The 22,719-nt window shown below is 41.9% G+C and carries 32 protein-coding genes and 1 tRNA gene; 21 read left to right on the top strand and 12 right to left on the bottom strand.

Going from position 1 to position 22,719, the window contains the following annotated elements:
- Positions 1–7 precede the first annotated feature (7 nt).
- Positions 8–116: transfer RNA gene (locus HM003_02810), tRNA-Met, on the top strand.
- 138 nt (positions 117–254) lie between these two features.
- Here HM003_02810 and HM003_02805 read toward each other — a convergent pair.
- Positions 255–1,415, bottom strand: a complete 1,161-nt coding sequence (locus HM003_02805) for a hypothetical protein (protein ID MBX5328273.1) — start codon at positions 1,413–1,415, stop codon at positions 255–257.
- Positions 1,416–1,516: 101 nt separating this feature from the next.
- Between HM003_02805 and HM003_02800 the strand changes: the two genes are divergently transcribed.
- Both HM003_02800 and HM003_02795 read left to right on the top strand, forming a co-directional pair.
- On the top strand, positions 1,517–1,783 hold the full coding sequence (locus tag HM003_02800; protein MBX5328272.1) for a DUF131 domain-containing protein: 267 nt from the start codon (positions 1,517–1,519) through the stop codon (positions 1,781–1,783).
- Between the two features lie 6 nt (positions 1,784–1,789).
- On the top strand, positions 1,790–2,074 hold the full coding sequence (locus tag HM003_02795; protein ID MBX5328271.1) for a DUF131 domain-containing protein: 285 nt from the start codon (positions 1,790–1,792) through the stop codon (positions 2,072–2,074).
- A 165-nt stretch (positions 2,075–2,239) separates the two neighbouring features.
- Here HM003_02795 and HM003_02790 read toward each other — a convergent pair whose 3' ends face one another.
- From HM003_02790 to HM003_02775, 4 genes are read right to left on the bottom strand one after another with little or no spacing between them, the layout of a single operon-like run.
- Positions 2,240–2,650, bottom strand: coding sequence for a hypothetical protein (locus tag HM003_02790; protein MBX5328270.1), 411 nt, complete (start codon positions 2,648–2,650; stop codon positions 2,240–2,242).
- A gap of 22 nt (positions 2,651–2,672) precedes the next feature.
- Positions 2,673–3,269, bottom strand: coding sequence for an Hsp20/alpha crystallin family protein (locus HM003_02785; protein MBX5328269.1), 597 nt, complete (start codon positions 3,267–3,269; stop codon positions 2,673–2,675).
- Positions 3,270–3,327: 58 nt separating this feature from the next.
- Positions 3,328–4,173, bottom strand: a complete 846-nt coding sequence (locus tag HM003_02780; protein MBX5328268.1) for a metallophosphoesterase — start codon at positions 4,171–4,173, stop codon at positions 3,328–3,330.
- Positions 4,170–5,009 (bottom strand): fructose 1,6-bisphosphatase, encoded by an 840-nt coding sequence (locus tag HM003_02775; protein MBX5328267.1) that lies wholly within the window; start codon positions 5,007–5,009, stop codon positions 4,170–4,172. The genes HM003_02780 and HM003_02775 overlap by 4 nt, the downstream gene beginning before the upstream one ends.
- Positions 5,010–5,211: 202 nt before the next feature.
- Here HM003_02775 and HM003_02770 point away from each other — a divergent pair, with 202 nt between their 5' ends.
- A complete protein-coding gene (locus HM003_02770; GenBank protein MBX5328266.1) occupies positions 5,212–5,400 on the top strand; it encodes a hypothetical protein in 189 nt (62 codons plus the stop codon).
- On the opposite strand, the gene HM003_02765 is transcribed toward HM003_02770, so the two are convergent.
- The 6 genes from HM003_02765 to HM003_02740 all read right to left on the bottom strand — a co-directional run bounded on the left by HM003_02765 (position 5,390) and on the right by HM003_02740 (position 8,576).
- The gene (locus tag HM003_02765; protein ID MBX5328265.1) at positions 5,390–5,677 is read right to left on the bottom strand and encodes a hypothetical protein; all 288 of its coding nucleotides are present in this window, start codon (positions 5,675–5,677) and stop codon (positions 5,390–5,392) included. The genes HM003_02770 and HM003_02765 overlap by 11 nt on opposite strands.
- Positions 5,678–5,827: 150 nt before the next feature.
- Complete coding sequence (locus HM003_02760; GenBank protein MBX5328264.1) at positions 5,828–6,223, bottom strand: hypothetical protein; 396 nt, start codon at positions 6,221–6,223, stop codon at positions 5,828–5,830.
- A 15-nt stretch (positions 6,224–6,238) separates the two neighbouring features.
- Entirely contained in the window at positions 6,239–7,060 is an 822-nt protein-coding gene (locus HM003_02755; GenBank protein MBX5328263.1) for a hypothetical protein, read from the bottom strand.
- Positions 7,061–7,081: 21 nt separating this feature from the next.
- The gene (locus HM003_02750; protein MBX5328262.1) at positions 7,082–7,507 is read right to left on the bottom strand and encodes a hypothetical protein; all 426 of its coding nucleotides are present in this window, start codon (positions 7,505–7,507) and stop codon (positions 7,082–7,084) included.
- A 91-nt stretch (positions 7,508–7,598) separates the two neighbouring features.
- Entirely contained in the window at positions 7,599–8,042 is a 444-nt protein-coding gene (locus HM003_02745; GenBank protein MBX5328261.1) for a hypothetical protein, read from the bottom strand.
- A gap of 198 nt (positions 8,043–8,240) precedes the next feature.
- Positions 8,241–8,576: a hypothetical protein gene (locus tag HM003_02740; protein MBX5328260.1), complete on the bottom strand. Its 336-nt coding sequence runs from the start codon at positions 8,574–8,576 to the stop codon at positions 8,241–8,243.
- A gap of 295 nt (positions 8,577–8,871) precedes the next feature.
- Between HM003_02740 and HM003_02735 the strand changes: the two genes are divergently transcribed.
- Complete coding sequence (locus HM003_02735) at positions 8,872–9,756, top strand: GNAT family N-acetyltransferase (protein MBX5328259.1); 885 nt, start codon at positions 8,872–8,874, stop codon at positions 9,754–9,756.
- Positions 9,757–9,764: 8 nt separating this feature from the next.
- Here the strand turns inward: HM003_02735 and HM003_02730 are convergent, their stop codons facing one another.
- The gene (locus HM003_02730; GenBank protein ID MBX5328258.1) at positions 9,765–10,106 is read right to left on the bottom strand and encodes a hypothetical protein; all 342 of its coding nucleotides are present in this window, start codon (positions 10,104–10,106) and stop codon (positions 9,765–9,767) included.
- A gap of 193 nt (positions 10,107–10,299) precedes the next feature.
- Here HM003_02730 and HM003_02725 point away from each other — a divergent pair, with 193 nt between their 5' ends.
- The 16 genes from HM003_02725 to HM003_02650 all read left to right on the top strand — a co-directional run bounded on the left by HM003_02725 (position 10,300) and on the right by HM003_02650 (position 22,707).
- Positions 10,300–10,776 carry a 30S ribosomal protein S13 gene (locus HM003_02725; protein MBX5328257.1) on the top strand — a complete coding sequence of 159 codons (477 nt, stop codon included), beginning with the start codon at positions 10,300–10,302 and terminating at the stop codon, positions 10,774–10,776.
- Position 10,777: 1 nt separating this feature from the next.
- The gene (locus tag HM003_02720) at positions 10,778–11,341 is read left to right on the top strand and encodes a 30S ribosomal protein S4 (GenBank protein ID MBX5328256.1); all 564 of its coding nucleotides are present in this window, start codon (positions 10,778–10,780) and stop codon (positions 11,339–11,341) included.
- Complete coding sequence (locus HM003_02715) at positions 11,338–11,742, top strand: 30S ribosomal protein S11 (GenBank protein MBX5328255.1); 405 nt, start codon at positions 11,338–11,340, stop codon at positions 11,740–11,742. Before HM003_02720 ends, HM003_02715 begins: the two co-directional genes overlap by 4 nt.
- A 104-nt stretch (positions 11,743–11,846) precedes the next feature.
- Positions 11,847–12,671, top strand: a complete 825-nt coding sequence (locus tag HM003_02710; protein ID MBX5328254.1) for a DNA-directed RNA polymerase subunit D — start codon at positions 11,847–11,849, stop codon at positions 12,669–12,671.
- Positions 12,658–13,020 carry a 50S ribosomal protein L18e gene (locus tag HM003_02705; protein ID MBX5328253.1) on the top strand — a complete coding sequence of 121 codons (363 nt, stop codon included), beginning with the start codon at positions 12,658–12,660 and terminating at the stop codon, positions 13,018–13,020. Before HM003_02710 ends, HM003_02705 begins: the two co-directional genes overlap by 14 nt.
- 4 nt (positions 13,021–13,024) lie before the next feature.
- Positions 13,025–13,465 (top strand): 50S ribosomal protein L13, encoded by a 441-nt coding sequence (gene rplM, locus HM003_02700; GenBank protein ID MBX5328252.1) that lies wholly within the window; start codon positions 13,025–13,027, stop codon positions 13,463–13,465.
- A 2-nt stretch (positions 13,466–13,467) separates the two neighbouring features.
- On the top strand, positions 13,468–13,878 hold the full coding sequence (locus tag HM003_02695) for a 30S ribosomal protein S9 (GenBank protein MBX5328251.1): 411 nt from the start codon (positions 13,468–13,470) through the stop codon (positions 13,876–13,878).
- Positions 13,879–13,892: 14 nt separating this feature from the next.
- Positions 13,893–14,123: a DNA-directed RNA polymerase subunit N gene (locus tag HM003_02690; protein MBX5328250.1), complete on the top strand. Its 231-nt coding sequence runs from the start codon at positions 13,893–13,895 to the stop codon at positions 14,121–14,123.
- 29 nt (positions 14,124–14,152) lie between these two features.
- Positions 14,153–15,406 (top strand): phosphopyruvate hydratase, encoded by a 1,254-nt coding sequence (gene eno / locus HM003_02685; protein ID MBX5328249.1) that lies wholly within the window; start codon positions 14,153–14,155, stop codon positions 15,404–15,406.
- Positions 15,407–15,418: 12 nt separating this feature from the next.
- A complete protein-coding gene (locus tag HM003_02680; GenBank protein MBX5328248.1) occupies positions 15,419–16,111 on the top strand; it encodes a 30S ribosomal protein S2 in 693 nt (230 codons plus the stop codon).
- A gap of 5 nt (positions 16,112–16,116) precedes the next feature.
- Positions 16,117–16,968, top strand: coding sequence for an AmmeMemoRadiSam system protein B (gene amrB / locus HM003_02675; protein MBX5328247.1), 852 nt, complete (start codon positions 16,117–16,119; stop codon positions 16,966–16,968).
- 9 nt (positions 16,969–16,977) lie between these two features.
- Positions 16,978–17,961, top strand: coding sequence for a mevalonate kinase (gene mvk / locus HM003_02670; GenBank protein ID MBX5328246.1), 984 nt, complete (start codon positions 16,978–16,980; stop codon positions 17,959–17,961).
- Entirely contained in the window at positions 17,948–18,748 is an 801-nt protein-coding gene (locus HM003_02665; GenBank protein ID MBX5328245.1) for an isopentenyl phosphate kinase family protein, read from the top strand. The genes mvk and HM003_02665 overlap by 14 nt, the downstream gene beginning before the upstream one ends.
- 2 nt (positions 18,749–18,750) lie before the next feature.
- Entirely contained in the window at positions 18,751–19,854 is a 1,104-nt protein-coding gene (locus tag HM003_02660; GenBank protein MBX5328244.1) for a type 2 isopentenyl-diphosphate Delta-isomerase, read from the top strand.
- A 5-nt stretch (positions 19,855–19,859) separates the two neighbouring features.
- Positions 19,860–20,930 carry a polyprenyl synthetase family protein gene (locus HM003_02655; GenBank protein MBX5328243.1) on the top strand — a complete coding sequence of 357 codons (1,071 nt, stop codon included), beginning with the start codon at positions 19,860–19,862 and terminating at the stop codon, positions 20,928–20,930.
- 46 nt (positions 20,931–20,976) lie between these two features.
- Complete coding sequence (locus HM003_02650) at positions 20,977–22,707, top strand: glutamate--tRNA ligase (GenBank protein ID MBX5328242.1); 1,731 nt, start codon at positions 20,977–20,979, stop codon at positions 22,705–22,707.
- Positions 22,708–22,719: the final 12 nt, after the last annotated feature.

The raw sequence follows: 22,719 nt of genomic DNA, 5'->3' as shown, positions 1-22,719 counted from the left end.
CACCAGAGCCGGGGTAGCCTAGCCTGGTTTGGGCGCCAGACTCATAATCTGGAGAACAAAAGGGGCAAACGCTCAATGTCCAGAGGTCGCGGGCTCGAATCCCGCCCCCGGCACCAAACCCTTCTTTCCTTGGTGAGACAAGATACGCCATTTTCTTTGCATAAGACAAGTTCAATTCGTATTTCAAGGTATATATAAGGGGGGCTAGACAGTTCAGGAAGCCTACACTAAGCGTCATGCCTCACCAAACAATCTCAACTTTCAATCGTTATTCTTGTGCTTTCTCTTGTTGACAACTCAAGCTGATTTCCAAAACCCTTTCTCACGTAAGCATTCCTTGCAACAATTTTACTGCCAACCTTAACATTGCTAAAGGTTTCTGCGTGAGCGCGCCATGCCGAGAACCATATTTTGCCAGTTTCATCCTTCAACTCAAAAACGGCGAGTTTGACAAGCTCTCCTTTGGATGTTTTCACTTCTCTCAGAATGGGTTTTGTAGCAACTTCTCCCTTAACATTAACATGGTTAAGCCCCTCTTTCAAAGCAACTATTTCCAAAAACTCCTCTTTCTGCTCAGATACTTCCACGTAAGTTCCCATGTTAACGTGAAGCTCCATTGCTCCATTTGTTGCCTTCTTAACCACAGCATTCACAACTTGCAATTGCGCGCCTTTCTTCAACATTTTTTCAAGAAATTCCGCTTTTTCATCCCAAGAAACAACCGAAATCTCACCCGTCTCATCAGTCAATGTGAAACGCATAATCTTTCCAGAACTCGAATCTTGCCGCTTAAACGTAGACGCTGAATATAATTCTTTAACCGTGCCAACAACGTTTACTCTCTTGTTCCTGTGCGCATATGCGAGTTCTCTAATTTTTGTTGAAAACATTCGAGCCGTCGGGTAATCCTTTGCCTCCACGTTGTTCGGATTAATTTCAACCTCGCCCCTCTCTCCAATATGCAGCTCAACTTGTCCACTATTATCTTCACGTGTGTAGCCATGAGAAAAACGGACCAATTGTCCCGCTTTCACCTTATCAGATTCTATAAGACTGGCTTTATCATTCCACATGACGACTCGCAAAACGCCACTCTTGTCAGCAACTATTAAACCTGCAAATTTTCCATTCTTATTACTCTTGAAAGTTTTAGGAGGAAAAACAGCAATAACCCGTCCTGTTACAACAACATTGTTCAAGCCAGGAACCAAATCTTTTATCAAAAGCGAAAATGACGAAACTTCACATTGCCTGATTTCCACACCAAGTTCTGCAGCAATCATCCGCAGCAGAGTCTCATCAGAGATTAATCCGCCTGCTTTCTTTTTCTCTTTCTCTAGTTTTTCCAGAATTTCTTTTTTAGAAACTTCCGGATGCCGCAAGAGTATCTGCTCAACTATTTTGTCAATCGTCATTCCAGATTCAATACCGCTAAAGATGAAAATGTTCAGGAGCTATAAAGTTTATTAAAAGGCTTTTATCGACTTTAAATTCTGTGTTGAAAGGAAGCTGAATAATGGTGAGTGCAGAGACGCTTTACAGTTTAGGCATTGCTTTAATATTTGTTGGCATGCTCATCGTTTTGGTCGCAATGGTTTTGCTTTTTGTTTCAAACATTAGAAAAAAGGGAAAAATTAGAGGGGGTGGAGCCATAATAATTGGACCTTTCCCGATAATTTTTGGAACAGATAAAGACTCAGTAAAAACTATTCTGTTGCTTTCGCTAGCGCTTACAATACTTCTTGTGGTAGCAGCGGTTATATTTTATTTTGTGTTAAGGTGAGAAGGCATGGCGACTACAAACGAATCAGCCGATAACCGCAAATTCATGCTTCTGCTTATTGCTGGGTTTTTCATAATCTTTCTAGGCATAATAATTCTGTTAGTTGCAACATTTCTTCACAGCGCCGGCGCGGCGAATTTTGGAACAATCATATTCATAGGACCATTTCCTATCGTTATAGGTGCTGGTCCAGAAGCGATATGGATGATTTTTGTTGCAATTGTTATTGCAGCCTTAAGTATCATAATGTTTTGGATAATGTGTAGGGAAATGAAGAAAACAGGCGCTTAAGTGTTTTTTAGCTTTGTTTATCTTCTTTTCCATAAAGGGCGTGCAAGAAAATTAGAATTAACGCTACAAACGTGGCAGTCATGAGCGTGTATTTGAGTATTTCAAAGTATGCTCCTATGTCCATGAAACTTCTTCCTTTACCCTTCATATTTTGAGTTTAAATATTTAAGGAGTTAGTTTTTTCCACTCATTCATTAATGAATCGTAAAGCTCGTCATGCTCCTCTATGGTTTCGTACCAATCCAAAATTTTAGCTAGCTTCTGCGCAATCAAATGGTAACACAAGTGAACCTCTCTGTCTAATACGCGAAAGTAAAAATCGTCGCACGTGCAAAAATCAGCTTCGGGCATTATTAAATAATCGCGTTCCTTTCCAACAACCACCCAAACCGTTCTGCCGCTAGGTTTGAAAATGTACTTTTTAACTCTGTTCTCTTTCAAAGCTTCAAAAGCTCTTGTAAAACGCGAACCAAAGATTTCATAGAGTTTTGTGAGGTTTTTGCCAGTTAATTTGCCTTCAGTTTTTGCTTCTTGACAGATGGCGTTTAGTATGTCAGTTTCTGAGTTTTCATCCATGCAAACACAGGCTATGTGGGTGTCAGTCGATGCTTATGGGCTCGCCTTTTGGTTTCTTTTCTTCTTTGGTTTTCGGCAGTGTGACTTCTAAAACTCCATTCTTGTATTCTGTTTTGGCTTCTTTCACTTTCACCTTTGCTGGTAACGCGACTTCTTTGTAGTATTTGCGCTGTGGAGTGTCAACGGATATCGTAAGTGTGCTTTCTGTGCCATGAAGCTTTATGTCTTTTTTCTCTACTCCGGGAAGCTCGACAACAACGTGGACTTCTCCGTTGGTTTCAATGATGTCTACAAGTGGCTCGCGCTCTTCTTTAACTTGTGGTCCCATGCGGCTTGGTTTAACGTTTCCGAATTCTCGAATTTCCGGTTTTCCATCTGGACCTATTTTCACGCTATAGCCATACACGAATGGTCCTAGTTCGCGAACTGTTGAGCCGTCTGGAAGTTTGCGTTCTCTAACGTAGTCTTTTGGGACGCGGGAAGTGAAAGTTTTGAATTCTTCTTCCATCATTTTTTCCATTTCATGAAACATTTTGTCGATGTCTTCAAAGAACCAGCCTCTGAAAAACGGTGAGCGTCTTCTTCTAAACCAATCTGGATAGTCTTCATCTGACGGCATATTTTTCACCTTGTTAGTGTGAATTATGCCGTTGGTATAAATTTTGTGCTAACCTACTTTAGCTTAGAATCTTGAGTTGGTTTAAAGTTCCGAGAAAAGTTCCATCGAGAAGATATGTTTCCGCGTTTTCCATGTCAACGGCTTCGGAACGAAGAACTGGACCAACGATTCTTTCAGATTCTGTTTTTCCGTAAAGTTTTCTCTCATTCAGCGGTTTGCCTCCTAAGAAATCATTAAATGAAGGCATTATGAAAAGCTGGACAGTTTTGGATTTGATCTTATAATGCTTCCACAATGTTTCTTCAGGGCTCTTTTCAATTTTTATTTTGCTTTTTTGCAACAAAACTTGAGCCAATTGAGTCTTATTACACTCCGCCTTTACCCAAACTTGTCTCGTGATTCTGAATCCTGCTGGGTCGCGAAGAGCTACAACTGGGTGAACATGCGCCATTACTAATGTTTTACACTTCAATAAAGCAGGTGATGGCCATCGGTGACCATGGAAAAAACCAATTTCATTCAACATTACTCCGGTGGCAGGCAATATTTTTATGTTCTCGGGCAATAATGGCTCCAAGTTTCCGTCGTGGTTACCACGGATTACCAGTATTTCTGGTATTTGCTTTTTTATTTCATTAAAAAAGTCGGGAATGTCATGCCACTCGCTCATTTCTGCAGTAGCAATAGTGTGTTTGACATCGCCCAAAACTAGTAGTTTTTTTGGTTGATATGCAGATATGAGGTTTTTCAGTTTTTGCATAAGCTTTGGCGTCTGTGTCGGGACATGTATCCCCTTTTCTGAGAGCGCCATTTCCCATCCTATATGCAGGTCAGCAATTACCATCGTTCGTGTTCTTTGCGTTTTTATTAACGCCGCTGGATGTGGCAATAATGGAGTTATCATTTTGCTTCCTTTTGAGGTTTTATTAAATCAATTATTGTTGCGTGGATTTTCGGATTTGCCGCTGCAATGAAGGCGACTTTCTGTTTGGGGTGAAGCTTGATGTTTAAAGGTTTTCCAGTGGGCGTTGTCATTTTTGCTCCTGCTTCTTCCATTATTAACCATGCTGCGGCCATGTCTGTTGCGCGGAGTTTTCCGCGTATGTCTATAAAGGCGTCTGTTGTGCCATCTGCAACGTAGCATATTTCTAAGGCGTTGGCTCCGAAGTGGCGTATGTGTTTTGTTTTGTGTATCAAGCCAGAAAGCTGTGGAGCTATCTTTGGCACTTTATAAGTGTTTAAGTCCACGCCTATAACCGCTTCTCCCAACGTGTAGTTTCTTGATGGCGTTATTCTTTTGTCATTGCGGTGAGCACCTTTTCCTCTTTGTGCAGTATACGTTATATCATGAAAAAGGTCTACTACAAGTGCCGTATGCACCGTGCGCAGAGTTGGTCGTGTGGAAACAGCAATTGAAGTTGCATAGAAAGGTATTCCGCGCATAAGGTTTGTTGTGCCGTCTATGGGGTCAGTGGTCACAAAATATTCGTTTGGTTTTTCTCCATACTTTTTTATGCCCGATTCTTCGCTGATCAGAGTGAAGGAGATTTCATATTCTTTAAACGTTGTGATTATGGCATTTTCTGCCGTAAGGTCTACCTGTTTTATAGGGTCTCCTCCGGCTCCTAGTCCCAAGTTTGGTTGCGGTTTGTTTAACATTTTAAGGAGTGGAGTTATCTGATTCTTTATGTTTTTTCGGCATTCAACAAGAATTTGTAGCCAATCTATTTGTTTCGTCATCTAATGCGTTTCTCCAATGGTTTATTGTGGCTGCTTTTGATAAAGCATTTGCCGAAATGAACGGTAGGCATCTTTGAAATATAATCTTCTAGAAAAAAATTCTGAAATAAAACCTCATAAGGCATTTAAACAAAAAATCTTAACCAAATAGTATCTGCTGGAGGACATATCAACGACATCGAAAATTTCGAGAATTCTTGAGATGCTCAGCGATGGAGAATGGCACCAACTGAAAGAGATACAACAAGAAGTGAACCTCAATAAAAAACAGCTGCACCAAGTAATCGCGTTTCTTAGAAAATACAGTTTCATAATAGCAGATGAAGAACATGGAAAGATAAAGCTTGAAAAGACTGTTCAGCAATTTTTATCACAAGCAGCTACTTCATGAGAGCTTTCAAGCCTTTGTATGCCTTCAAAAATTCTTTGCCCTTATCAGTTATTTTGAACAGGTCAGATTGAGGGTGACGACCTTCGTTAGCCGTGTAAATAAGCCCTTTCTTCAGTAGAAAACTCAAATAATATTTTAGCTGTTTAAAACTTAGATTGCAACGATACATAAAATAGGTTTTGCGAGTTCCATTTTGGGAAGCCTCTAGAATGTCTGCGATAATATCTAAGCGTCCTCGATGATTATTACTACGCTGTTTTCCATTTTGAACTAACAAGTTTCACCCACTCAGTCCTAGAAAGGCTGAGAAGGCCTCCCTTCCCCTACATATCTCTATTAAAAACGGAAATTTAAACGTTCTGAAAATAATAAAGATTGTTTGCAAGGTTTACGTAAAGAAAAAAATGAAAGAAAGATTTGACCTATTCTAAAGTGAGTATAGCTTTTTTACAATTGTCTCGTAGTCAGCGCCTTTTTCCATAAAAATGCTTATCTTGTTCTCATCAATGATTAAGGAAAGCACTTTGATGTCTTTTCCTTCGATGACTATGTTTTTGACTTCGCCTAGGTTGAAAAGTTCTGAAAGTTCTTTGCCAGCGTCGATGGCAGAAGATGAGAGAATGGCGTAGTCTATGATTTTGGTTGGGTCTTTAAGGTCTATTGCTGCTGAAGTAGAGTTTCTTAGGATGTAGCCTACAACTCCATCATAGGATTTGATTTCTTCAAGGCATGCGCGTATGCCGTGCGCTGATGTTGGTTCTTCAACAGCAACCGGCTCGGCTACTTCGGTGATTTCTTGAAAGCTTCTTTTTTTCTTGACCATGACATTTAGCCTCCATTACTCAACTATTGGTCTAGCCCTTACAAGCTCTCCTTTCTTTATTTCAAGGGCGAGCTGTATTTTTTCGGGCATTTGTATGATGCCTTTTCCTTCGTATTTTGAATCTTTTATTGGTTTGACTTTGCATCGTGTTGTTTTTCCGTCGATGGTTTCTATTTCAACTTCCTCGATTGTTTTGTTTTCATAGAGTTCTTCCCATTCTGAAAGTATTTTGTTGTCGATGCGCACGGTGTCGGATGGAACCAGTAAGCCGCCTAAATTCTCAACAATTAACTGGTTTACGGGAGCTTCTGGAAGCAAGGGTTCCGATTTGATTTCGGGTTTTACAATTTCTTCGGATTCTTCCAGAACGGTTTCTTCAACAAGCTCCTCTGATGTTTCTTCGGGTTCCGTGAGTGTTGGAGTTATAGGCGTTTTTTTAGTTAAGGGCGGATTGTTTTTGAGGGGGGCAGGGCTGATTTTGTCTAGTAACTTTAGAATTGTTGGAATTAAGACCCTTGTTACAGTGTTAACGTAGGTCATGTCGGCTTTTCTTGATGTAACCATGACGAAATAGAGGTTGTTCATGTGGAAAACATTTAATCTACCATTATCTCCTTCAAGGACTATGCCTTCAACATCGCCAATGGCTTCAGCCTTTTCTAATATGCTGTCAAAGGAGTCTACAACACGCACTATGGTTTTTTCAGGCGTGCCTTCGTCTCCTGCTATTATTTCGCCGTCTTCTTTAAACATGAAGGCGTTGGTTATTTCTGGGCATATGTTTCGGACTTCATCTAGCGTGTTTTTTAGGGCAAATGAATAGATTTCGTCATCCATGCATGTTCACTTCCATTTGTTTTAGGATATTTTGAAGAGTATGCGTTCTGGGACGCCGTCGTCTTCCACTACGAGATACTTTAAACCTTCAGTATCTCCCAGCTGGTCTAGCCATTTGAGTGCTTCGCGGGCTTTTTGCAGGACTAGTAGTCTTTCTTGGTGGCTGCGCACGACTTCTTCTATCACTGTCAGTTCATGGAATGGGTTGGCATCTAAAACGATGTTTAGGTTGCCTATTGTGATTTCGCCCAGGCTTTCTGTTGCAGCTTTTTTGCCTGCTAGTTTTAGTACGACTTCGCGGATTTTCTTTGATTTTTCAGCCAGAGCTCGTATGTCGTCTAGCCTGCGAAGGTATTCTCCTAGTGTGCTTTTGGTTTCAGTTATTTCTTTTTCGAGAGTGTCAGCTATTTCTTCTGCTGAAGCATATTCTTTTATTTTTACGACCATTCTGTTTTTGCACCTCCAAATTGGAAACAATAGAGGAAGTTAAGAGAGGTTTCTGTTACACCCTACCCCCAATCTCAACAAAGTTTGGAAGTTATGGTGCTGGCAGCGTGTAAGGACCGAATTCGTGGCCTTTCGATGTTGTCACGTAGAAGTTGTACTGTACTCCTCTTGTGAAATCCTTTATAATGGTGATCTGGACTTCAGTGCCTTTCGTTAGCGAGTACGGAAGTGTTGCAGCTGCTCCATCAAACCTAAGGTTGGCTATAGCTATTACGTCACTGTCAACTTTAACTTCTGCGATTGATAAGTCCGTGGCTCCGGTGTTCTTAACTTTGATTGTTATGTTTGCGATTGTTGTGCCTGATGGTGATGCCCATGTATATCCGGTGAAGGTTATTCCCTCCGTTGCCATTTGTCCTGTGGTGAGTGAGCCCATCCATGCGGCTACGGCGATAGAAACAGCGACGGTTACTGCGATGAGTATGATTGATGCGACTACGGGGCTTAGGGCTTTCTTGCTCTTCAATATTTTCATTTTTCTTTCTATCCCTCCTTTTGGGGTTAACGTGTATGTTAGGGGAGACAAGGAATTTAAATCTTACGACTTAATACACCATATTATTCATTTGTAAAACAAAACTACAAAAAACCAAAAGAAACAGTCAGCCTAACATTTAAAAAATCATCAATTAGAAAACTGTACAACAGCAATCGAATGTTATGCGTTAATGGCTTAAAGTTCCAGTTTGTCAAAAAATTCTAACAGTAACTTTGCAATTTTTTCGCCAAGCTCTGTTTTGACATAGTATTTCTTTAATGGGTCGATGCGTTCGCCTTTGGCTAAGCCTAAATCTTCAATTTCTATCATTCTGGCGCGGAATGTGCCGTCGCTGAGTGTTAAGCCGTTGTTGTGCATGAATTCTTTGGCTTCTTTCCATTTTCCACGGTTCATGTAGAGTAGGAATATGCAGTCGATGGCGTGGTCTTTTTCGAGCATGGCTTTGATTGCTGCGTATTTTGGGTTTGTTAGAATTTTTTTAATCTTCTCCTCTTCTCCACTCTTCACCATTTTTGTTCAGCCTTCTTATGGTTTCTGCTTTCTGATTATAGCTTATATCCTTTAAAAGATTTAACCTATATTACGATTTATGACTTATTATACAGCCTTATAGATTAATCATGGCGACTTATTTGCGGTTTCTAGCATATGCTGAGTAGTAAGGTGTTAAGATGCTTTTCTGTGTGCTCTTTTCGTGCCTAGCCCCCCTTATTTATAGGTTGAACTTTGCCTTGCGTGGAAAATGTTGCGTAATTGAGGGTAAACTTCATTAGGTCTTTTTCTAACGCATACAATGATGAAAAGAATGAGTGAAAAATCGCAGATTCGTGTCCGAAGAGCACGCGCTTCAGACCGTGCAGCGGTATTCAAAATTTGCGAAAAAACATGGAGTTGGGGAGATTACATACCAAAAGTTTGGGACCGATGGTTAAAGGACAAGAATAGCAGAGTGTTCGTCGCAACTATAAATGAAATTCCCGTTGGTATCACCCAGCTAAGCATTGACAAGCCACATGAAGTATGGCTTAGAGGCGCAAGAACAGACCCAAACTATAGACGGATGGGTGTAGCCACCGCCATAACCAAAAAGTGCCTAGAATACGCCAAGCGAAAAGGCGTGAAAGTGGCGAGACTCGTAACAGAAACAGACAACATAGCTGCACAAGCAGTACTACGAAAACTTGGGTTCCAGCCAATAGCAGAATTCGCTCAAATGACAACCGACAACATAGCTAAAGCCGAAAGCAAAGGCGCCAAATGGGCTGGAAAAGATGAAGCAGAAGCCATGTGGGCTTATTTGCAGACTTCAGAAATCTACCGAAGAGCCGCTGGTTTATACACGCTTGTTTATCAGTGGTTTTCGTTGGAAAAGCAAGACCTTGAACGTTTTATTACGCAACAGAAAGCAATCATACACAAAAACAGAGAAGGAAAAGTGGACGGTTTAATGTTAATCGACGACGACACAGCCCGAGAATGGCGTGAAAACTCGATACAAACATGCTATATAGACGGCGACCACGACACAGTGTTGGATATGGCAAAATTTCTTAAAAACCACTGCAACATGTTAGGCGTCAAAAAGATTTACGCGTTTACGCCCAACTGCAAGCCAGTAACTACAGCATTAGAGAAGCTTGGGTTCAAAATGCCAGATGCAATATCAATAGTTTACGAAAAGAAACTATAGATTAAGGACTAGGAAGAAACATGTCGTATGAAAGTTTCAGGTGTGTACTGCAATATTCCTCGAGCTTGATACGCAAATCCTTTAGCAACTAAAACTTTCAAAATTTTTTCTGGACACAAGCGTTGCTGTATCAAAAGTTCCAAGGCATGTGTATAATTGCGGTTAAGCTCCCTAACGGCTAACACTTGCTGTTTACTCGACAATGCATAGTCTTTACATTCGACAAGATAAGCCAAACTCATGTCAGGCTTAACTGCCAAAACATCACAATGATTTCTACGCGTAAAGACAATGTAACCCTTCTTCCGAAATGCTTCAGTAACCGTGTCTTCAAGAACAGTGCCGCTCATTGCAATCCACGCTCAATAAACCATTAATCATAGATTGTCCTATTCAAGCATTTTTCTACTTTTTTACTAACCGAATTACCATTCAACACAAGCACACCTTAAGAGACACAACCTTCAGAAATCACCAGTAAGGTTTAAATAAATTATGACTTATTTCCGTAGTTAGCTTCAAACGATAAACGGACGGCAATAAATGTCACAAGAATTTCGCCACATACTCAGAATTATAGACAAAGATGTAGACGGCACTCTAAAAGCGCCATACGCCGTATCAAAAGTTAAAGGAATAAGCCTAAGCCTCGCAAACGCAATCCTAAAAAAAGCAGGAATAAACCCAGAAAAAAGAGCCGGCTTCTTAACCGAAGCAGAAGTTGAAAAAATAGAAGAAATAATAAAAGAACCAACAAAATTTGGACTGCCAAACTGGCTCCTAAACAGAAGAAAAGACCAAGAAACAGGAAAAGACGTGCACCTAATTAGCGCAGACCTCGTCCTAAGAACCAAAATGGATATAGAACAAATGAAAGAGATAAAGTCATGGCGTGGATACCGCCATGCTTATGGACTGAAGGTGCGCGGGCAAAGAACAAAAACCACGGGCAGATCAGGAAAAGCCTTAGGAGTCAAGAAGAAAGCACTTGTGAGACCGCCATCTGAAGAAGGAAAGTAGCATGGGAGACCCGAAGAAACAAAAAAAGAAATACGAAACTCCTCGCTTTCCATGGAGAACTGACATTCTCCAAGAGGAACTCAAACTTTTAGGTCAATATGGTTTACGAAATAAGCATGAACTGTGGCGGCACAAAACGTCATTATCAAAGTTTAGAAGCATAGCTCGTTCTCTAATAGGCAAATCGCTTGAAGAGCGCAAAAAAATGGAAGAAGAACTTCTAACGCGTCTGAAGAAACTTGGAGTTCTCCATGAAACTGCAGTTTTAGATGACGTTTTAGACTTAACAATCGAAGATATTCTTGAACGAAGATTACAAACAATCGTTTTCCGTAAAGGCTTAGCCAAAACAACCCATCAAGCACGTCAACTAATAACTCACGGGCACATAACAGTAGGAAACCGAAGAGTCACCGTGCCAAGTTATCTGGTGACAAAAGAAGAAGAAAACCAAATTGTATACACACCAAAAAGTCCACTTGCAAATCCAAGTCATCCCATGCGGCAAACAATAGCCGTCGTAGCAACATCACAAACAAAAACAGAAACAGAGGAAGAAACATGAGCAGCACCAGCAAAAAAACCGAAAGATGGGCAGTAGTTCACATTTACAGCTCCTATAACAACACAATGGTGCACGTAACAGACATTTCAGGCGCAGAAACAATATCCAGAACATCCGGCGGAATGTTCGTAAAAGCAGACAGAATGGGCTCATCACCATACGCAGCCATGAGAGCAGCCACTGCCGCAGCAGAAATCGCCAAAGACAAAGGAATAACAGCAATACACATCAAAGTAAGAGCCCCAGGCGGGTCAGGTCCAAGAACACCTGGTCCGGGCGCGCAAGCAGCCATCAGAGCTTTAGCAAGAGCAGGTTTCCGCATAGGACGAATAGAAGAAGTCACGCCTATACCACACGATGGCACACGCAGACCCGGCGGCAGAAGAGGAAGAAGAGTCTAGCAAATTCACGTTTTCCATGTATTAATAGAAAAATTGAAATAATGCACCAGTATTCTATTGAACGGCACAGCAGTTATCATATTCATCACGGAGTGTTCAAATAAGTGGAAATAGAAGTGCTTGAAAAAGACGATAAAAACATGCGTCTACTCATTCGCGGAGCAGACGTGCCATTCATGAATGCTTTACGAAGAATAGTAATTGCAGAAGTCCCATCCATGGCTGTTGACGAAGTTGTAATCCTTGAAAATTCTTCCATATTACAAGACGAAACAATAGCCCACAGGATTGGACTCATACCGCTTAAGACCGACTTGGACAGCTACAACCTACCCGAAGAATGCCCCTGCAAAAGCGAATTTGGATGCAACCTCTGCAGAGTCACTTTCACATTAGATGCAGAAGCAAAAGAAGGAACAAGAACAGTTTATTCCGGCGAGTTAGTCTCAGAAAACCCCAACGTAACCCCAGTAAGTGGAAATATTCCAATAATAAAACTTGCAAAAGGACAGAAGCTAAGACTTGAGGCTTATGCAAGACTTGGAAAAGGAAAAAACCACGCAAAATGGCAACCAGTTTCCATGTGCGCATACAAGTATTATCCCAAAATAGAAATTTCCAGCAAAAATTGCGATGCTTGCGGAAAATGCGTGGAAATCTGCCCAAGAAAAGTCCTTGCCAAAACCGATGATAAAATAAAAATTCACGATTTAATGGCTTGCACCCTCTGCCAAGACTGTGTAGAGGCTTGCCCACAAAATCCTAAAGCGATAAAAGTTGGCTGGGAAGAAAACAACTTCATATTCAGCCTCGAATCCACCGGCGCACTTCCACCAGAGAAGATTGTAACAGAAGCAGTGAAAACATTGGATAAGCAACTAAATGAACTTGAGAACCAAATCAAGGTGAAAAAAGATGAAGAAAACTGAAATAACAAACCCCGAGCTTATAGCGCTTATTCGCTTTCTAAGAAAACAAAGCAGAGAAAAGAACGCGAACATATGGAAAGATATCGCCGAACGCCTACAAAAGCCCAAGAGAAAACGCATAAGCGTAAACCTCAGCCGCTTAAACAGATACACACAAAAGAACGAAGTAGTCGCAGTTCCAGGAAAGGTATTAGGCACAGGAGAAATAGACCACCCTCTAACCGTAGCAGCATTTTCTTTTTCTGCAAAAGCCGAAGAAAAAATCACAGCCGCAAAAGGCAAATGTTTATCGTTTCCCGAGATAATCGAGAAGAACCCAAAAGGCACAAACATCAAGATAATCGGGTGATAAAATGCAAACAACAAAACCAGTCACCATAATTAACGCTGAAGAACTTATTCTAGGCAGAATGGCAAGCATCATTGCAAAGCGCTTATTGAAAGGTGAAGAAATAGTAATCGTTAACGCTGAAAAAGCGGTGCTTTCTGGAAGAAAGAGAAGCAAAGTAGCGGAAGCCAAAGAATTCTTGAAAGTAGGAAGCCCAAAAATGGGTCCATTTCACCCACGAAGACCCGACAGAATAGTAAGAAGAACAGTGCGAGGAATGCTTCCACACAAACAGCCAAAAGGTAAACAAGCATACAAGCGACTCAAAGTATTCATCGGACTACCAGAAGAATTCAAAGACCAAAAAATAGAAACAATAGAAGCCGCCCAAGCCAAAAAACTAACTTGCCCATACTTTACAATAGGCGAATTCGCGAAAGAGTTAGGATGGAACCCAGGTGAATAAAAATGCCAACAAAAAAAGTTTTAGTTGTCAGCGGTAAAAGAAAAACGGCAGTAGCAAGAGCCGTTGTTAAACCAGGCATTGGAAGAATACGCATAAACAAAACTCCCATAGAAATATTTGAACCAAAAATTGCAAAAGAAAAAATTATGGAGCCACTTTTACAAGCAGGAGACAATGTTTGGAAACAATTAGACATCGACATAAAAGTTTCAGGAGGAGGCTACATGGGACAAGCAGAAGCCGCAAGAATGGCCATCTCCAACGCACTGCTAAAATGGACAAAAAGCACACACTTACGCTCACTATTTACTGAATACGACAGAACCATGATTGTTGGAGACGCAAGAAGAAAAGAACCTAAAAAATTCGGAGGCCCAGGAGCGCGGGCAAGAGACCAAAAAAGCTACAGATAAAGGAGTCAACATGAATGATTATACCAGTTAGATGTTTCACCTGCGGCAAATTAATCGGCGACAAATGGGAAGAGTTTGCACGAAGAGTAAAAGCTGGAGAAAGCGCAGGCGAAGTTTTAGACAGCTTAGGAGTAAAACGGTACTGCTGCAGACGCATGCTACTTTCACATGTAGAAATCATCGATGAAGTCCTACGATTCTACGAAGAAGCAGAAAAACGCAAAGAAGCAAGAAACTACTACTAAACAAAAGGCAAAAGGAAAAAGGGAAAAATATGTCAGCAATTATTGAAGACATAATTGCAAGAAAAGTTTTCAACAGTCGCGGAGAAGAAACAATAGAAGTTGACGTAATAACAGCCTCTGGCTTCGGAAGAGCCGCAGCACCAGCAGGAGAAAGCCGCGGAAAAGCTGAAGTAGTTTATTACCCGCAAGGCGGAGTAGACCAAGCAATAAAAAAAGTTGAAGAACTCATAGCTCCCGAACTTGTCGGGTTAAATGCAGCTTTCCAGGAAGAAATCGATAAAACACTGCATGAAATAGACAGTTCCAGAGATTTCAGAGCAATAGGCGGAAACACCGCCTTCGCAATTTCCCTCGCCAACGCTGAAGCGGCAGCAAACTCTAACGGCGCACTTCTTTTCCAATATTTAGGAGGACACATCGCTAACGAGCTGCCCTATCCGCTTGGAAACACAATAAGCGGCGGAAAACACACAAAAGGAAAAAGCCCAGACATACAAGAATTCCTAGCTCTGCCATTCGGAGCAGAAACCTTTTTCGAAGCTGCCTCGGCTAACGCTCAAATCCACAGAAGAATCGGCGCTATTTTGAAGAAGAAAGATAAACTTTTCAGCGGCGGAAGAAGCGACGAAGGCGCATGGGTTGCAAACATTGAAAATTCAGACGCATTTGAAATTTTGGCTAGAGCGTGCGAAGAAGTTGGCGAGGAAGTAGGTTTTGAATGCGGCTTTGGCGTTGATGTTGCAGCTTCCTCATTATGGAACAGTAAAGAAAAAGTTTACGTTTACGAAAGAGAAAAGAAAAAAAGAAACACGGGCGAACAACTAGAATATATTCTAGAACTAATCAGAAAGTATCATTTGGTTTATGTTGAAGACCCCTTTCACGAAGAGGACTATGAAAGTTTTACAGAGCTTACGAAGAAAGCGAAAAACTGTTTAATTTGCGGTGATGATCTTTTCGTCACAAACACTGAGAGACTAGCACGTGGAATAAAAGTACATGCTGCAAACGCAGTTATAATTAAGGTGAATCAGGTTGGCACACTCACTGACGCTTGGGAAACCGTTGAAATTGCAAAAAGAAACGGATATACCCCTGTAATGTCGCATCGTTCAGGCGACACTTGCGATTGGCACATTGCCCATTTAGCGGTGGCTTTTAAGTGTCCAGTGATAAAGACTGGAATTGTTGAAGGGGCAAGGATTGCAAAAATCAATGAGTTAATAAGGATAGAAGAGTTTTTAGGAGACAGAGCCAGGATGGCTAGTCTCCAGATACTTTGAGAGGGACACGCGTTGCCAGAAGATGAAGAAATTAAAGAAGCTGAAGAAAAAGAAAAATCGGAGGAAGAAACTGCAGCGGCGGTTCCGGAAGAGGAGCTTTTGTTACCACGAGACACATTGCTTTCTGCGGGAATTCACATTGGCACGAGAATGAAAACCGGCGACATGGAACAGTTCATTTACCGCGTTAGACCAGACGGCTTATTCGTTTTAGATGTCAAGAAAACAGACGACCGCATAAGAGTCGCTGCCAAGTTCCTAGCAAGGTTTGAACCGTCAAAAATTGCGGCTGCCGCAGCTAGGCTATATGCGCAAGAGCCTGTTAAGAAATTCTGTGAAGTAATCAAAGCCACGCCGGTGATTGGGCGTTTCATTCCGGGATTGTTGTCAAATCCATTGTATCCGAATCGTATTGAACCTGAAGTGCTTGTTGTTTCTGACCCTCGAGCTGATTTTCAAGCTGTTCGTGAGGCGTCTTCCGTTGGTATTCCCGTAGTGGCTTTATGCAGCACAGACAATGAATTTGCGGATGTGGACTTTGTTATTCCAACAAACAATAAAGGTAGAAGAGCATTAGCAGTCATTTATTGGCTTTTGGCGAGGCAAATATTACGTGAAAGAGGAGAATTGCCTCCAGACAAAGATTTACCTGTAACAATTGACGATTTTGAAGCTAAGATTTTGAAGGAAGAGGAGGAAACTTAGCAGAGATGGTGAAGATTCGGCGTCCAACTCAAGCTGGAGCCTTCTATGAAGGGAACGCCGAATCCTTGAGAAAACAAATAGAACAGTGTTTTTTGCATAAATATGGACCCGGAAAACTTCCTAAAGTGGATGGAGCTGGTCCGAGACAAATTGTTGGTTTGGTTTGTCCTCATGCAGGTTACATGTTTTCTGGTCCGGTAGCAGCTCACGCCTATTATAAGCTGGCTTTGGATGGTAAACCAGACATCGTTGTTCTTTTTGGTCCGAATCATACTGGTTATGGTAGTGCCTTAGCCGTTATGAATGATGGTGTTTGGCGCACGCCTTTAGGTGATGTTGGAGTAGATGGTGAAACAGCCAACAGTATTGTGCATGAGTCACGCATAATTGATGTCGATGATTCCGCTCACCAGTTTGAACATTCAATTGAGGTTCAGCTTCCATTTCTCCAATATCTTTATGGCTCAAACTTCAAAATTGTGCCCGTCTGCTTTTTGATGCAAGATTTGTCTTCAGCGAGAGAAGTTGGACAAGCTGTGGCTAAGGTTTTAGCTGAGAAAAACGCTGTGGTAATTGCGTCTTCAGACATGACTCATTATGAGCAGCAGGAAAAGGCGGCTAAAAATGATAGGTTGGCTCTTGAAGCCGTTGAAGCAATGGACGAAACAAAATTTTATTCAATTATAGAAGCCCACAATATTAGCGCGTGTGGATACGGTCCAATATCAGCTTTAATTACAGCAGCGAAAACTTTGGGAGCGAAAGAGGCAAAATTATTATGCTATAAGACTAGTGGAGATATAATTGGCGACTACTCAAGCGTCGTTGGGTATGCTGCCGTCTCCTTCACAAAATAGTGGTGTAGAATGGGGGTTGTTGCCTCTGCTCCCGCGAAGATAATACTCTTCGGAGAGCACTTTGTCGTCTACGGCGAGCCAGCAATAGTTTTAGCCATCGATAAAAGAGCTTACGCCGAAGCAGAACAACGTGACGACAAACGCCTTTGCCTGCATTCCGTAAACTTAAATTTAGCTGGTTATTTAGAGAATGGAAACTTCAAGATTGAGCAAGGCGACGCAAAAGAGGCAAAGTCAAAGTTTGAGCCGATTAGGTTGGCTGTGGCTAAAGTTTTAGAAAAATATGGAGAAAATGTTGGGCTAAACATCAAAATTAACTCGACGGTGCCTGTTGCTGCTGGGTTAGGTTCTTCAGCAGCCGTAGTTGCAGCTGTCACAGCTGCGGTAGGCGCCCTTTTGAATGTTAAAATGTCTAAGGAAGATGTTTTCCGAACCACTTTTGCATCTGAAAAAATTGTGCATGGCACACCATCCGGAATAGACCCGGCAATCTCAACTTTCGGCGGAACACTTCTCTTTCAAATGGACACCGGCTTTAAACCATTAGAAGTTAAAGCGGATATTCCGCTTGTTATTGGAGATACTGGAGTTGAAAGGTCTACGCGCGCTCAAGTGGAAAAAGTGCGGAGCATAAAAGAGAAGTATCCACAAATTGTAGAACCAATAATGTTGGCAGCACGTGAAATTGTCTTGAGAGCCATAGACGCCTTAAAAGAAAACGACTTAGAAACTCTTGGAGAAATGATGAACATTAACCACGCGTTGCTTTACGGCGTCGGAGTCTCAGACGAATCATTAGAATGGCTCGTGAATGCGGCACGAAAAGCCGGAGCTTTAGGTGCAAAGTTGACCGGTGCAGGTGGCGGAGGATGCATGATAGCACTAACAAAAAATGAAAATCTTGAACGTGTTTTTGAGGCTATTCAAAGGGTTGGGGGAAGACCTTTCATGGCAAGAAAAACTGACGAAGGGGTGAAGATTGAGCGAACCTAAACCGACAATTTTGAAGATAGGCGGCTCAGTAATAACCGACAAAAATGGAGAACTAGCAGCACGAACACAAGACATAGCACGTCTAACAGAGGAAATACAGAACGCGAATGTTAAAAATTTGATAATTGTTCACGGCGGCGGAAGCTTTGGACACCCAGTAGCGCAAAAATACTCCATAAACATGGGGTTCAAGGAAGAGAACCAGAAGGTTGGCTTTGCAGAAACGCATCACATGATGACTGTGCTTAACGGTTTGCTGATGGACGCATTAATCTGGCGTGGCATCCCAGCAGTAAGCATCACACCATCCTCATGCATAATCACCAAAAAGGGTAGAATCCAATGTTTCGAAAAAGCACCACTAACATCATTATTGAAAATGGGCTTTTTGCCCGTCATGTATGGCGACGCAGTTCTCGACACAGAAATGGGCTTCGCAATATTATCAGGCGACCAACTTATCTCCTATATTGCTGCAAATTTTAACGCAGAAAGAATCATAGTTGGAGTTGACGTTGACGGTTTATACGACAACGACCCCAAAATCGACAAAAACGCCAAAATTTTCACACACCTAACATTGAACGAACTTAAAAAACTTCAAGACAAACTAGGCAAATCCACAAGTTGCGACGTCACAGGAGGCATGTTCGGCAAAATAGTTGAGCTTATACCCGCCATCGAAAAAGGAATACCAATAACAATTGTAAATGCCACAAAACCAAATTATGTTTACAAAGCTCTAAAAAAAGAAAAGGTACAAGGCACACTAATAGAGAAGGAATAAATTTGACTAAGGAAACGAGAAAACGCAAAGCAGAACACATCAAAATCGCCTTAAACGAAAACGTTCAAGCCAAAAGAGCCACAACAGGCTTCGAAGATGTCTTCCTTATCCATAGGGCTCTACCAGAAATTGACAAACAAAAAATAAACTTGTCAACAACCGTTTTTGGTCACAAGTTTGCCGCGCCAATCATCGTAGGAGCCATAACAGGCGGGACCTCAGAAGCAACCAAAATCAACGCAGTTTTAGCCCAAGCCGTCGAAGAGTTAGGCTTAGGAATGGGCGTCGGAAGCCAACGTGCAGCCATAGAAGACAAAAAACTTGAACAAACATTCAAAATAACAAGAAAAAAAGCCTCAACAGCTTTTCTAATAGCAAATATAGGCGGAGTACAACTCACCCACGGATACAGCCTAAAAGAAGCCAAAAAAGCTATTGAAATGATTGATGCAGACGCCCTAGCCATACACTTAAACCCATTACAAGAAGCGGTCCAGCCAGAAGGACAAACCAATTTCAGAGGCGTAATCGAAAAAATAGGCGAAATCGCAAAAGAACTAGACAAACCGGTCATTGTTAAAGAAACGGGCGCTGGCATAGCCGCAGAAGAAGCGAAAAGGCTGGAAGCGCTAAGCGTTAAAGGTATAGACGTGAGCGGTGCTGGAGGCACAAGCTTCGCGGCAGTTGAATATTACCGAGCAAAAGGACGAAAAAACAGTTTCCAACGTAGACTAGGCGATGTTTTCTGGGATTGGGGCATCCCAACAGCCGTAAGTATTGTTGAAGTTTCCCAGTCTGTTCACATTCCAGTTATTGCTTCTGGAGGAATACGGGAAGGGTTAGATGTTGCGAAGTCATTGGCTTTAGGCGCAAGCCTTACAAGCCTCTCGCAGCCGATTCTTGAAACAGCAGTTAAGGGCTTGAAGGAAACAAAAGATGCACTTACGCTTTTGATGGAAGAATTGAGAAATTGCATGTTCCTCGTAGGTGCAGACTCCATTCATTCTCTGCAAGAAAAACCACTGATTATTGTGGGTAAAACGGCTGAATGGTTAAAACTGAGAGGATTTAATATAGAAAGTTACGCGCGGAGAGGAAGGAGCTAAAAAAATTGGACATTGAAAAGTTCCTCGAAGAAAAAGCCGCGTTGATAGACAAGGCTATTGAAAAGTATATTCCAAGAAAACTCTCTAAGGACTCGGCTGTTTTTAGGCTTAATCCGCCAAACTACGCGTACAATTTAGATGCTTTAAACAAGGCAATAGCTGAGCCCATCTGGGAGTTTCTCGACAGAGGCGGAAAACGATGGCGTCCAGCCTTGTTCTTGTTAATATGCGAAGCCTTAGGCAAAAAAACAGAAGACTTCGTTGATTTCGCCATAATCCCCGAAGTAATTCACAACGGAACATTAATGGTAGACGACATAGAAGACGCATCCGAACTCCGAAGAGGAAAACCATGCACATACAAAATCTACGGATTAGACATCGCCATAAACGCTGGAAACTCCATGTATTATCTGCCGCTTCTGCCACTAATAGAGAAAAAAACAAAAGTGCCTCCTCAAAAACTTTGCAAAGTTTACCAAATCTACGTGCAAGAAATGATAAGCCTCAGCCTCGGTCAAGCAATGGACATAGCGTGGCATAAAGGCTTAGCAAATGCCGATAAAATAGACGAGAAAGACTACTTGCAAATGTGCGCTTATAAAACCGGAACATTGGCGAGGATGGCTGCAAAAATAGCTGCTGTGTTGGCGGATGCAAACGAGGAGCTTGTTGAAAAACTTGGTTTTTTTGCTGAAAGCATAGGCATAGCATTCCAAATACAGGATGACATTTTAGACTTGACAAGCAGAGAATTTGCAAAAAAGAAAGGCGGACGCGGACAAGACATAACAGAGGGAAAAAGGTCGCTCATAGTGATTCACACATTAAAAGTCGCCAACATCAAAGACAGAAACAGACTCATCGAAATCCTCAACATGCACACTTCCAACCAGAAACTCAGAGACGAAGCTATCTCAATAATGGAAAAATACGACTCAATAAACTACGCAAAAAACCTCGCAAAAGAAATGGTTAGGAAAAGCTGGAAAAAAGTTGACAAACTCCTACCTGCTTCCGACGCAAAGGAAAAACTGAATTCCTTTGCAAAATTCTTAATTGAAAGGAAACTCTAGTTCTAAAAGAGCGTTAAAATCTTTGACACTTAAAGAGAACACTGAATTGAGGGAGACAATTCGAAAGGCTGCTTTACTAAATGCCATTAAACATGATGGCAAAGCACAAGCAGGACCAGTTATTGGAAAAATTCTAGGCGAAAAACCAGAATTGAGAGACAAAATTAAGGAATTGTCCACCGATATCAATGAAGTTATCCAAGAAGTTAACAATTTATCCTTTGCTGAGCAGAAGCGCATCGTTGAAGAGAAATGGCCGGAAGCTCTCGTGAAAGAGAAGGTAGAAGAGGAAAAGCGTCTTCCACCATTACCAAACGTTGACAAGTACGCAATGGTTGTAACGCGTTTTTCGCCGAACCCCGACTGTGTTATACATTTGGGTTCAGCAAGAGCAATAATACTATGCCACGAGTACGCACGCATGTATAAAGGCAAATTTATTCTACGCTTCGAGGATACAGACCCAAAACTGAAGCGCCCCGTTTTAGAGTTTTATGAGCGCATCAGAGAAGATTTAGTTTGGCTTGAATGCAAACCAGACGAAGAGTACATCCAAAGCGATAGGATACCCATTTACTATGAGTATGCAGAAAAACTGCTGAGAGAAGGCAACGCTTACGTCTGCACATGCCAGCCAGAAACATTTCGAAAAAAAAACTTAGCCAACCAGCCTTGTGAATGTCGCAATCTGCCGCCAGAAGAACACCTAACAAGATGGCAACACATGCTCAGAGGCGATTATGGCGAAGGCGAGGCTGTACTTCGAGTGAAAACCGATTTGAACCATCCAAACCCAGCAGTTAGAGACTGGCCCGCAGCCCGTGTTATAGACACAGAAAAGTATCCGCATCCGCGCGTTGGAAGCAAATATCGCGTTTGGCCCCTATACAATCTAGCTTGTGGTGTAGATGACCACTTAATGGGCGTAACCCACATAATCCGCGGAAAAGAACACCTAACAAACCAAGCTCGACAAGAATATCTCTACAAACATTTAGGGTGGAGATATCCAGAAGCCATACACTATGGTAGGTTAAAGATAACTGGAGCTTCACTAAGCAAGTCAAAAATTGTTCAGGGAATGCGGGAAGGCGTATACAAAAGCTGGGATGACCCGCGACTTGCAACTTTTGCAGCGCTAAGAAGACGTGGAATAATGCCGGATGCCATCAAGAAAATGATAATTGATGTTGGACCTAAAACTTCTGATGTGATTCTGAGTTGGGAGAACCTCTATGCATATAACCGCAAAATTTTAGACCCAACAGTTAACCGCTACTTCTTTGTGCACAACCCAATAGAGTTAACTGTGAAGCATATCCCAAAAACTTTCAAAGCAAAGCTTCATTTGCATCCTGACAAGCCGGAAAAGGGAAGCCGAGAATATGTGGTAAAGCCGGAAGGAGAAGCAGATTCTACAAGATTCTGGGTTTCAAAGAAAGATATGGAAGCCTCAAGTGTGGGGAGCCTCATTCGCCTCATGGAGCTTTTTAACATAGAAATTGAGAAGATGAACGCATATTCTGTTGATGCATCGTTTGTCAGCGAATCCTACGAAGAAGCCAGAAAAGCCAAAGCGCCACTCATTCACTGGATACTTGTTGGAGAAGACATGCCCTGCCAAGTAGTAATGCCAGATGCTTCACTTGCCGAAGGAATCGCTGAGGGCATTTGCAAACAGCTAACGCCAAACACTATAATACAATTTGAAAGATTTGGCTTCGTCAGAATCGACAAAGTTAACACGAAGTTAACAGCATACTACGCCCACAAGTAGTGAAAGGAGAAG

The organism is Candidatus Bathyarchaeota archaeon A05DMB-5 (genome assembly GCA_019685655.1).
Taxonomy (GTDB): Archaea; Thermoproteota; Bathyarchaeia; order Bathyarchaeales; family Bathycorpusculaceae; genus DSLH01.
The sequence above is the reverse complement of the archived record's forward strand: the minus strand, read 5'-3'. Positions and strand labels throughout refer to the sequence as shown.

What these genes read in the sequence shown, in the direction of transcription:
- HM003_02725 (MBX5328257.1), top strand. Translation starts at nt 10,300, where the DNA reads ATGTCACAAGAATTTCGCCACATACTCAGAATTATAGACAAAGATGTA.
- HM003_02740 (MBX5328260.1), bottom strand. Translation starts at nt 8,576, where the DNA reads ATGGTGAAGAGTGGAGAAGAGGAGAAGATTAAAAAAATTCTAACAAAC.
- HM003_02735 (MBX5328259.1), top strand. Translation starts at nt 8,872, where the DNA reads ATGAGTGAAAAATCGCAGATTCGTGTCCGAAGAGCACGCGCTTCAGAC.
- amrB (MBX5328247.1), top strand. Translation starts at nt 16,117, where the DNA reads ATGGTGAAGATTCGGCGTCCAACTCAAGCTGGAGCCTTCTATGAAGGG.
- HM003_02745 (MBX5328261.1), bottom strand. Translation starts at nt 8,042, where the DNA reads ATGAAAATATTGAAGAGCAAGAAAGCCCTAAGCCCCGTAGTCGCATCA.
- HM003_02690 (MBX5328250.1), top strand. Translation starts at nt 13,893, where the DNA reads ATGATTATACCAGTTAGATGTTTCACCTGCGGCAAATTAATCGGCGAC.
- HM003_02805 (MBX5328273.1), bottom strand. Translation starts at nt 1,415, where the DNA reads ATGACGATTGACAAAATAGTTGAGCAGATACTCTTGCGGCATCCGGAA.
- HM003_02800 (MBX5328272.1), top strand. Translation starts at nt 1,517, where the DNA reads ATGGTGAGTGCAGAGACGCTTTACAGTTTAGGCATTGCTTTAATATTT.
- HM003_02760 (MBX5328264.1), bottom strand. Translation starts at nt 6,223, where the DNA reads ATGGTCAAGAAAAAAAGAAGCTTTCAAGAAATCACCGAAGTAGCCGAG.
- HM003_02795 (MBX5328271.1), top strand. Translation starts at nt 1,790, where the DNA reads ATGGCGACTACAAACGAATCAGCCGATAACCGCAAATTCATGCTTCTG.
- HM003_02720 (MBX5328256.1), top strand. Translation starts at nt 10,778, where the DNA reads ATGGGAGACCCGAAGAAACAAAAAAAGAAATACGAAACTCCTCGCTTT.
- HM003_02790 (MBX5328270.1), bottom strand. Translation starts at nt 2,650, where the DNA reads ATGGATGAAAACTCAGAAACTGACATACTAAACGCCATCTGTCAAGAA.
- eno (MBX5328249.1), top strand. Translation starts at nt 14,153, where the DNA reads ATGTCAGCAATTATTGAAGACATAATTGCAAGAAAAGTTTTCAACAGT.
- HM003_02775 (MBX5328267.1), bottom strand. Translation starts at nt 5,009, where the DNA reads ATGACGAAACAAATAGATTGGCTACAAATTCTTGTTGAATGCCGAAAA.
- HM003_02755 (MBX5328263.1), bottom strand. Translation starts at nt 7,060, where the DNA reads ATGGATGACGAAATCTATTCATTTGCCCTAAAAAACACGCTAGATGAA.
- mvk (MBX5328246.1), top strand. Translation starts at nt 16,978, where the DNA reads ATGGGGGTTGTTGCCTCTGCTCCCGCGAAGATAATACTCTTCGGAGAG.
- rplM (MBX5328252.1), top strand. Translation starts at nt 13,025, where the DNA reads ATGCAAACAACAAAACCAGTCACCATAATTAACGCTGAAGAACTTATT.
- HM003_02780 (MBX5328268.1), bottom strand. Translation starts at nt 4,173, where the DNA reads ATGATAACTCCATTATTGCCACATCCAGCGGCGTTAATAAAAACGCAA.
- HM003_02785 (MBX5328269.1), bottom strand. Translation starts at nt 3,269, where the DNA reads ATGCCGTCAGATGAAGACTATCCAGATTGGTTTAGAAGAAGACGCTCA.
- HM003_02695 (MBX5328251.1), top strand. Translation starts at nt 13,468, where the DNA reads ATGCCAACAAAAAAAGTTTTAGTTGTCAGCGGTAAAAGAAAAACGGCA.
- HM003_02705 (MBX5328253.1), top strand. Translation starts at nt 12,658, where the DNA reads ATGAAGAAAACTGAAATAACAAACCCCGAGCTTATAGCGCTTATTCGC.
- HM003_02715 (MBX5328255.1), top strand. Translation starts at nt 11,338, where the DNA reads ATGAGCAGCACCAGCAAAAAAACCGAAAGATGGGCAGTAGTTCACATT.
- HM003_02750 (MBX5328262.1), bottom strand. Translation starts at nt 7,507, where the DNA reads ATGGTCGTAAAAATAAAAGAATATGCTTCAGCAGAAGAAATAGCTGAC.
- HM003_02730 (MBX5328258.1), bottom strand. Translation starts at nt 10,106, where the DNA reads ATGAGCGGCACTGTTCTTGAAGACACGGTTACTGAAGCATTTCGGAAG.
- HM003_02770 (MBX5328266.1), top strand. Translation starts at nt 5,212, where the DNA reads ATGCTCAGCGATGGAGAATGGCACCAACTGAAAGAGATACAACAAGAA.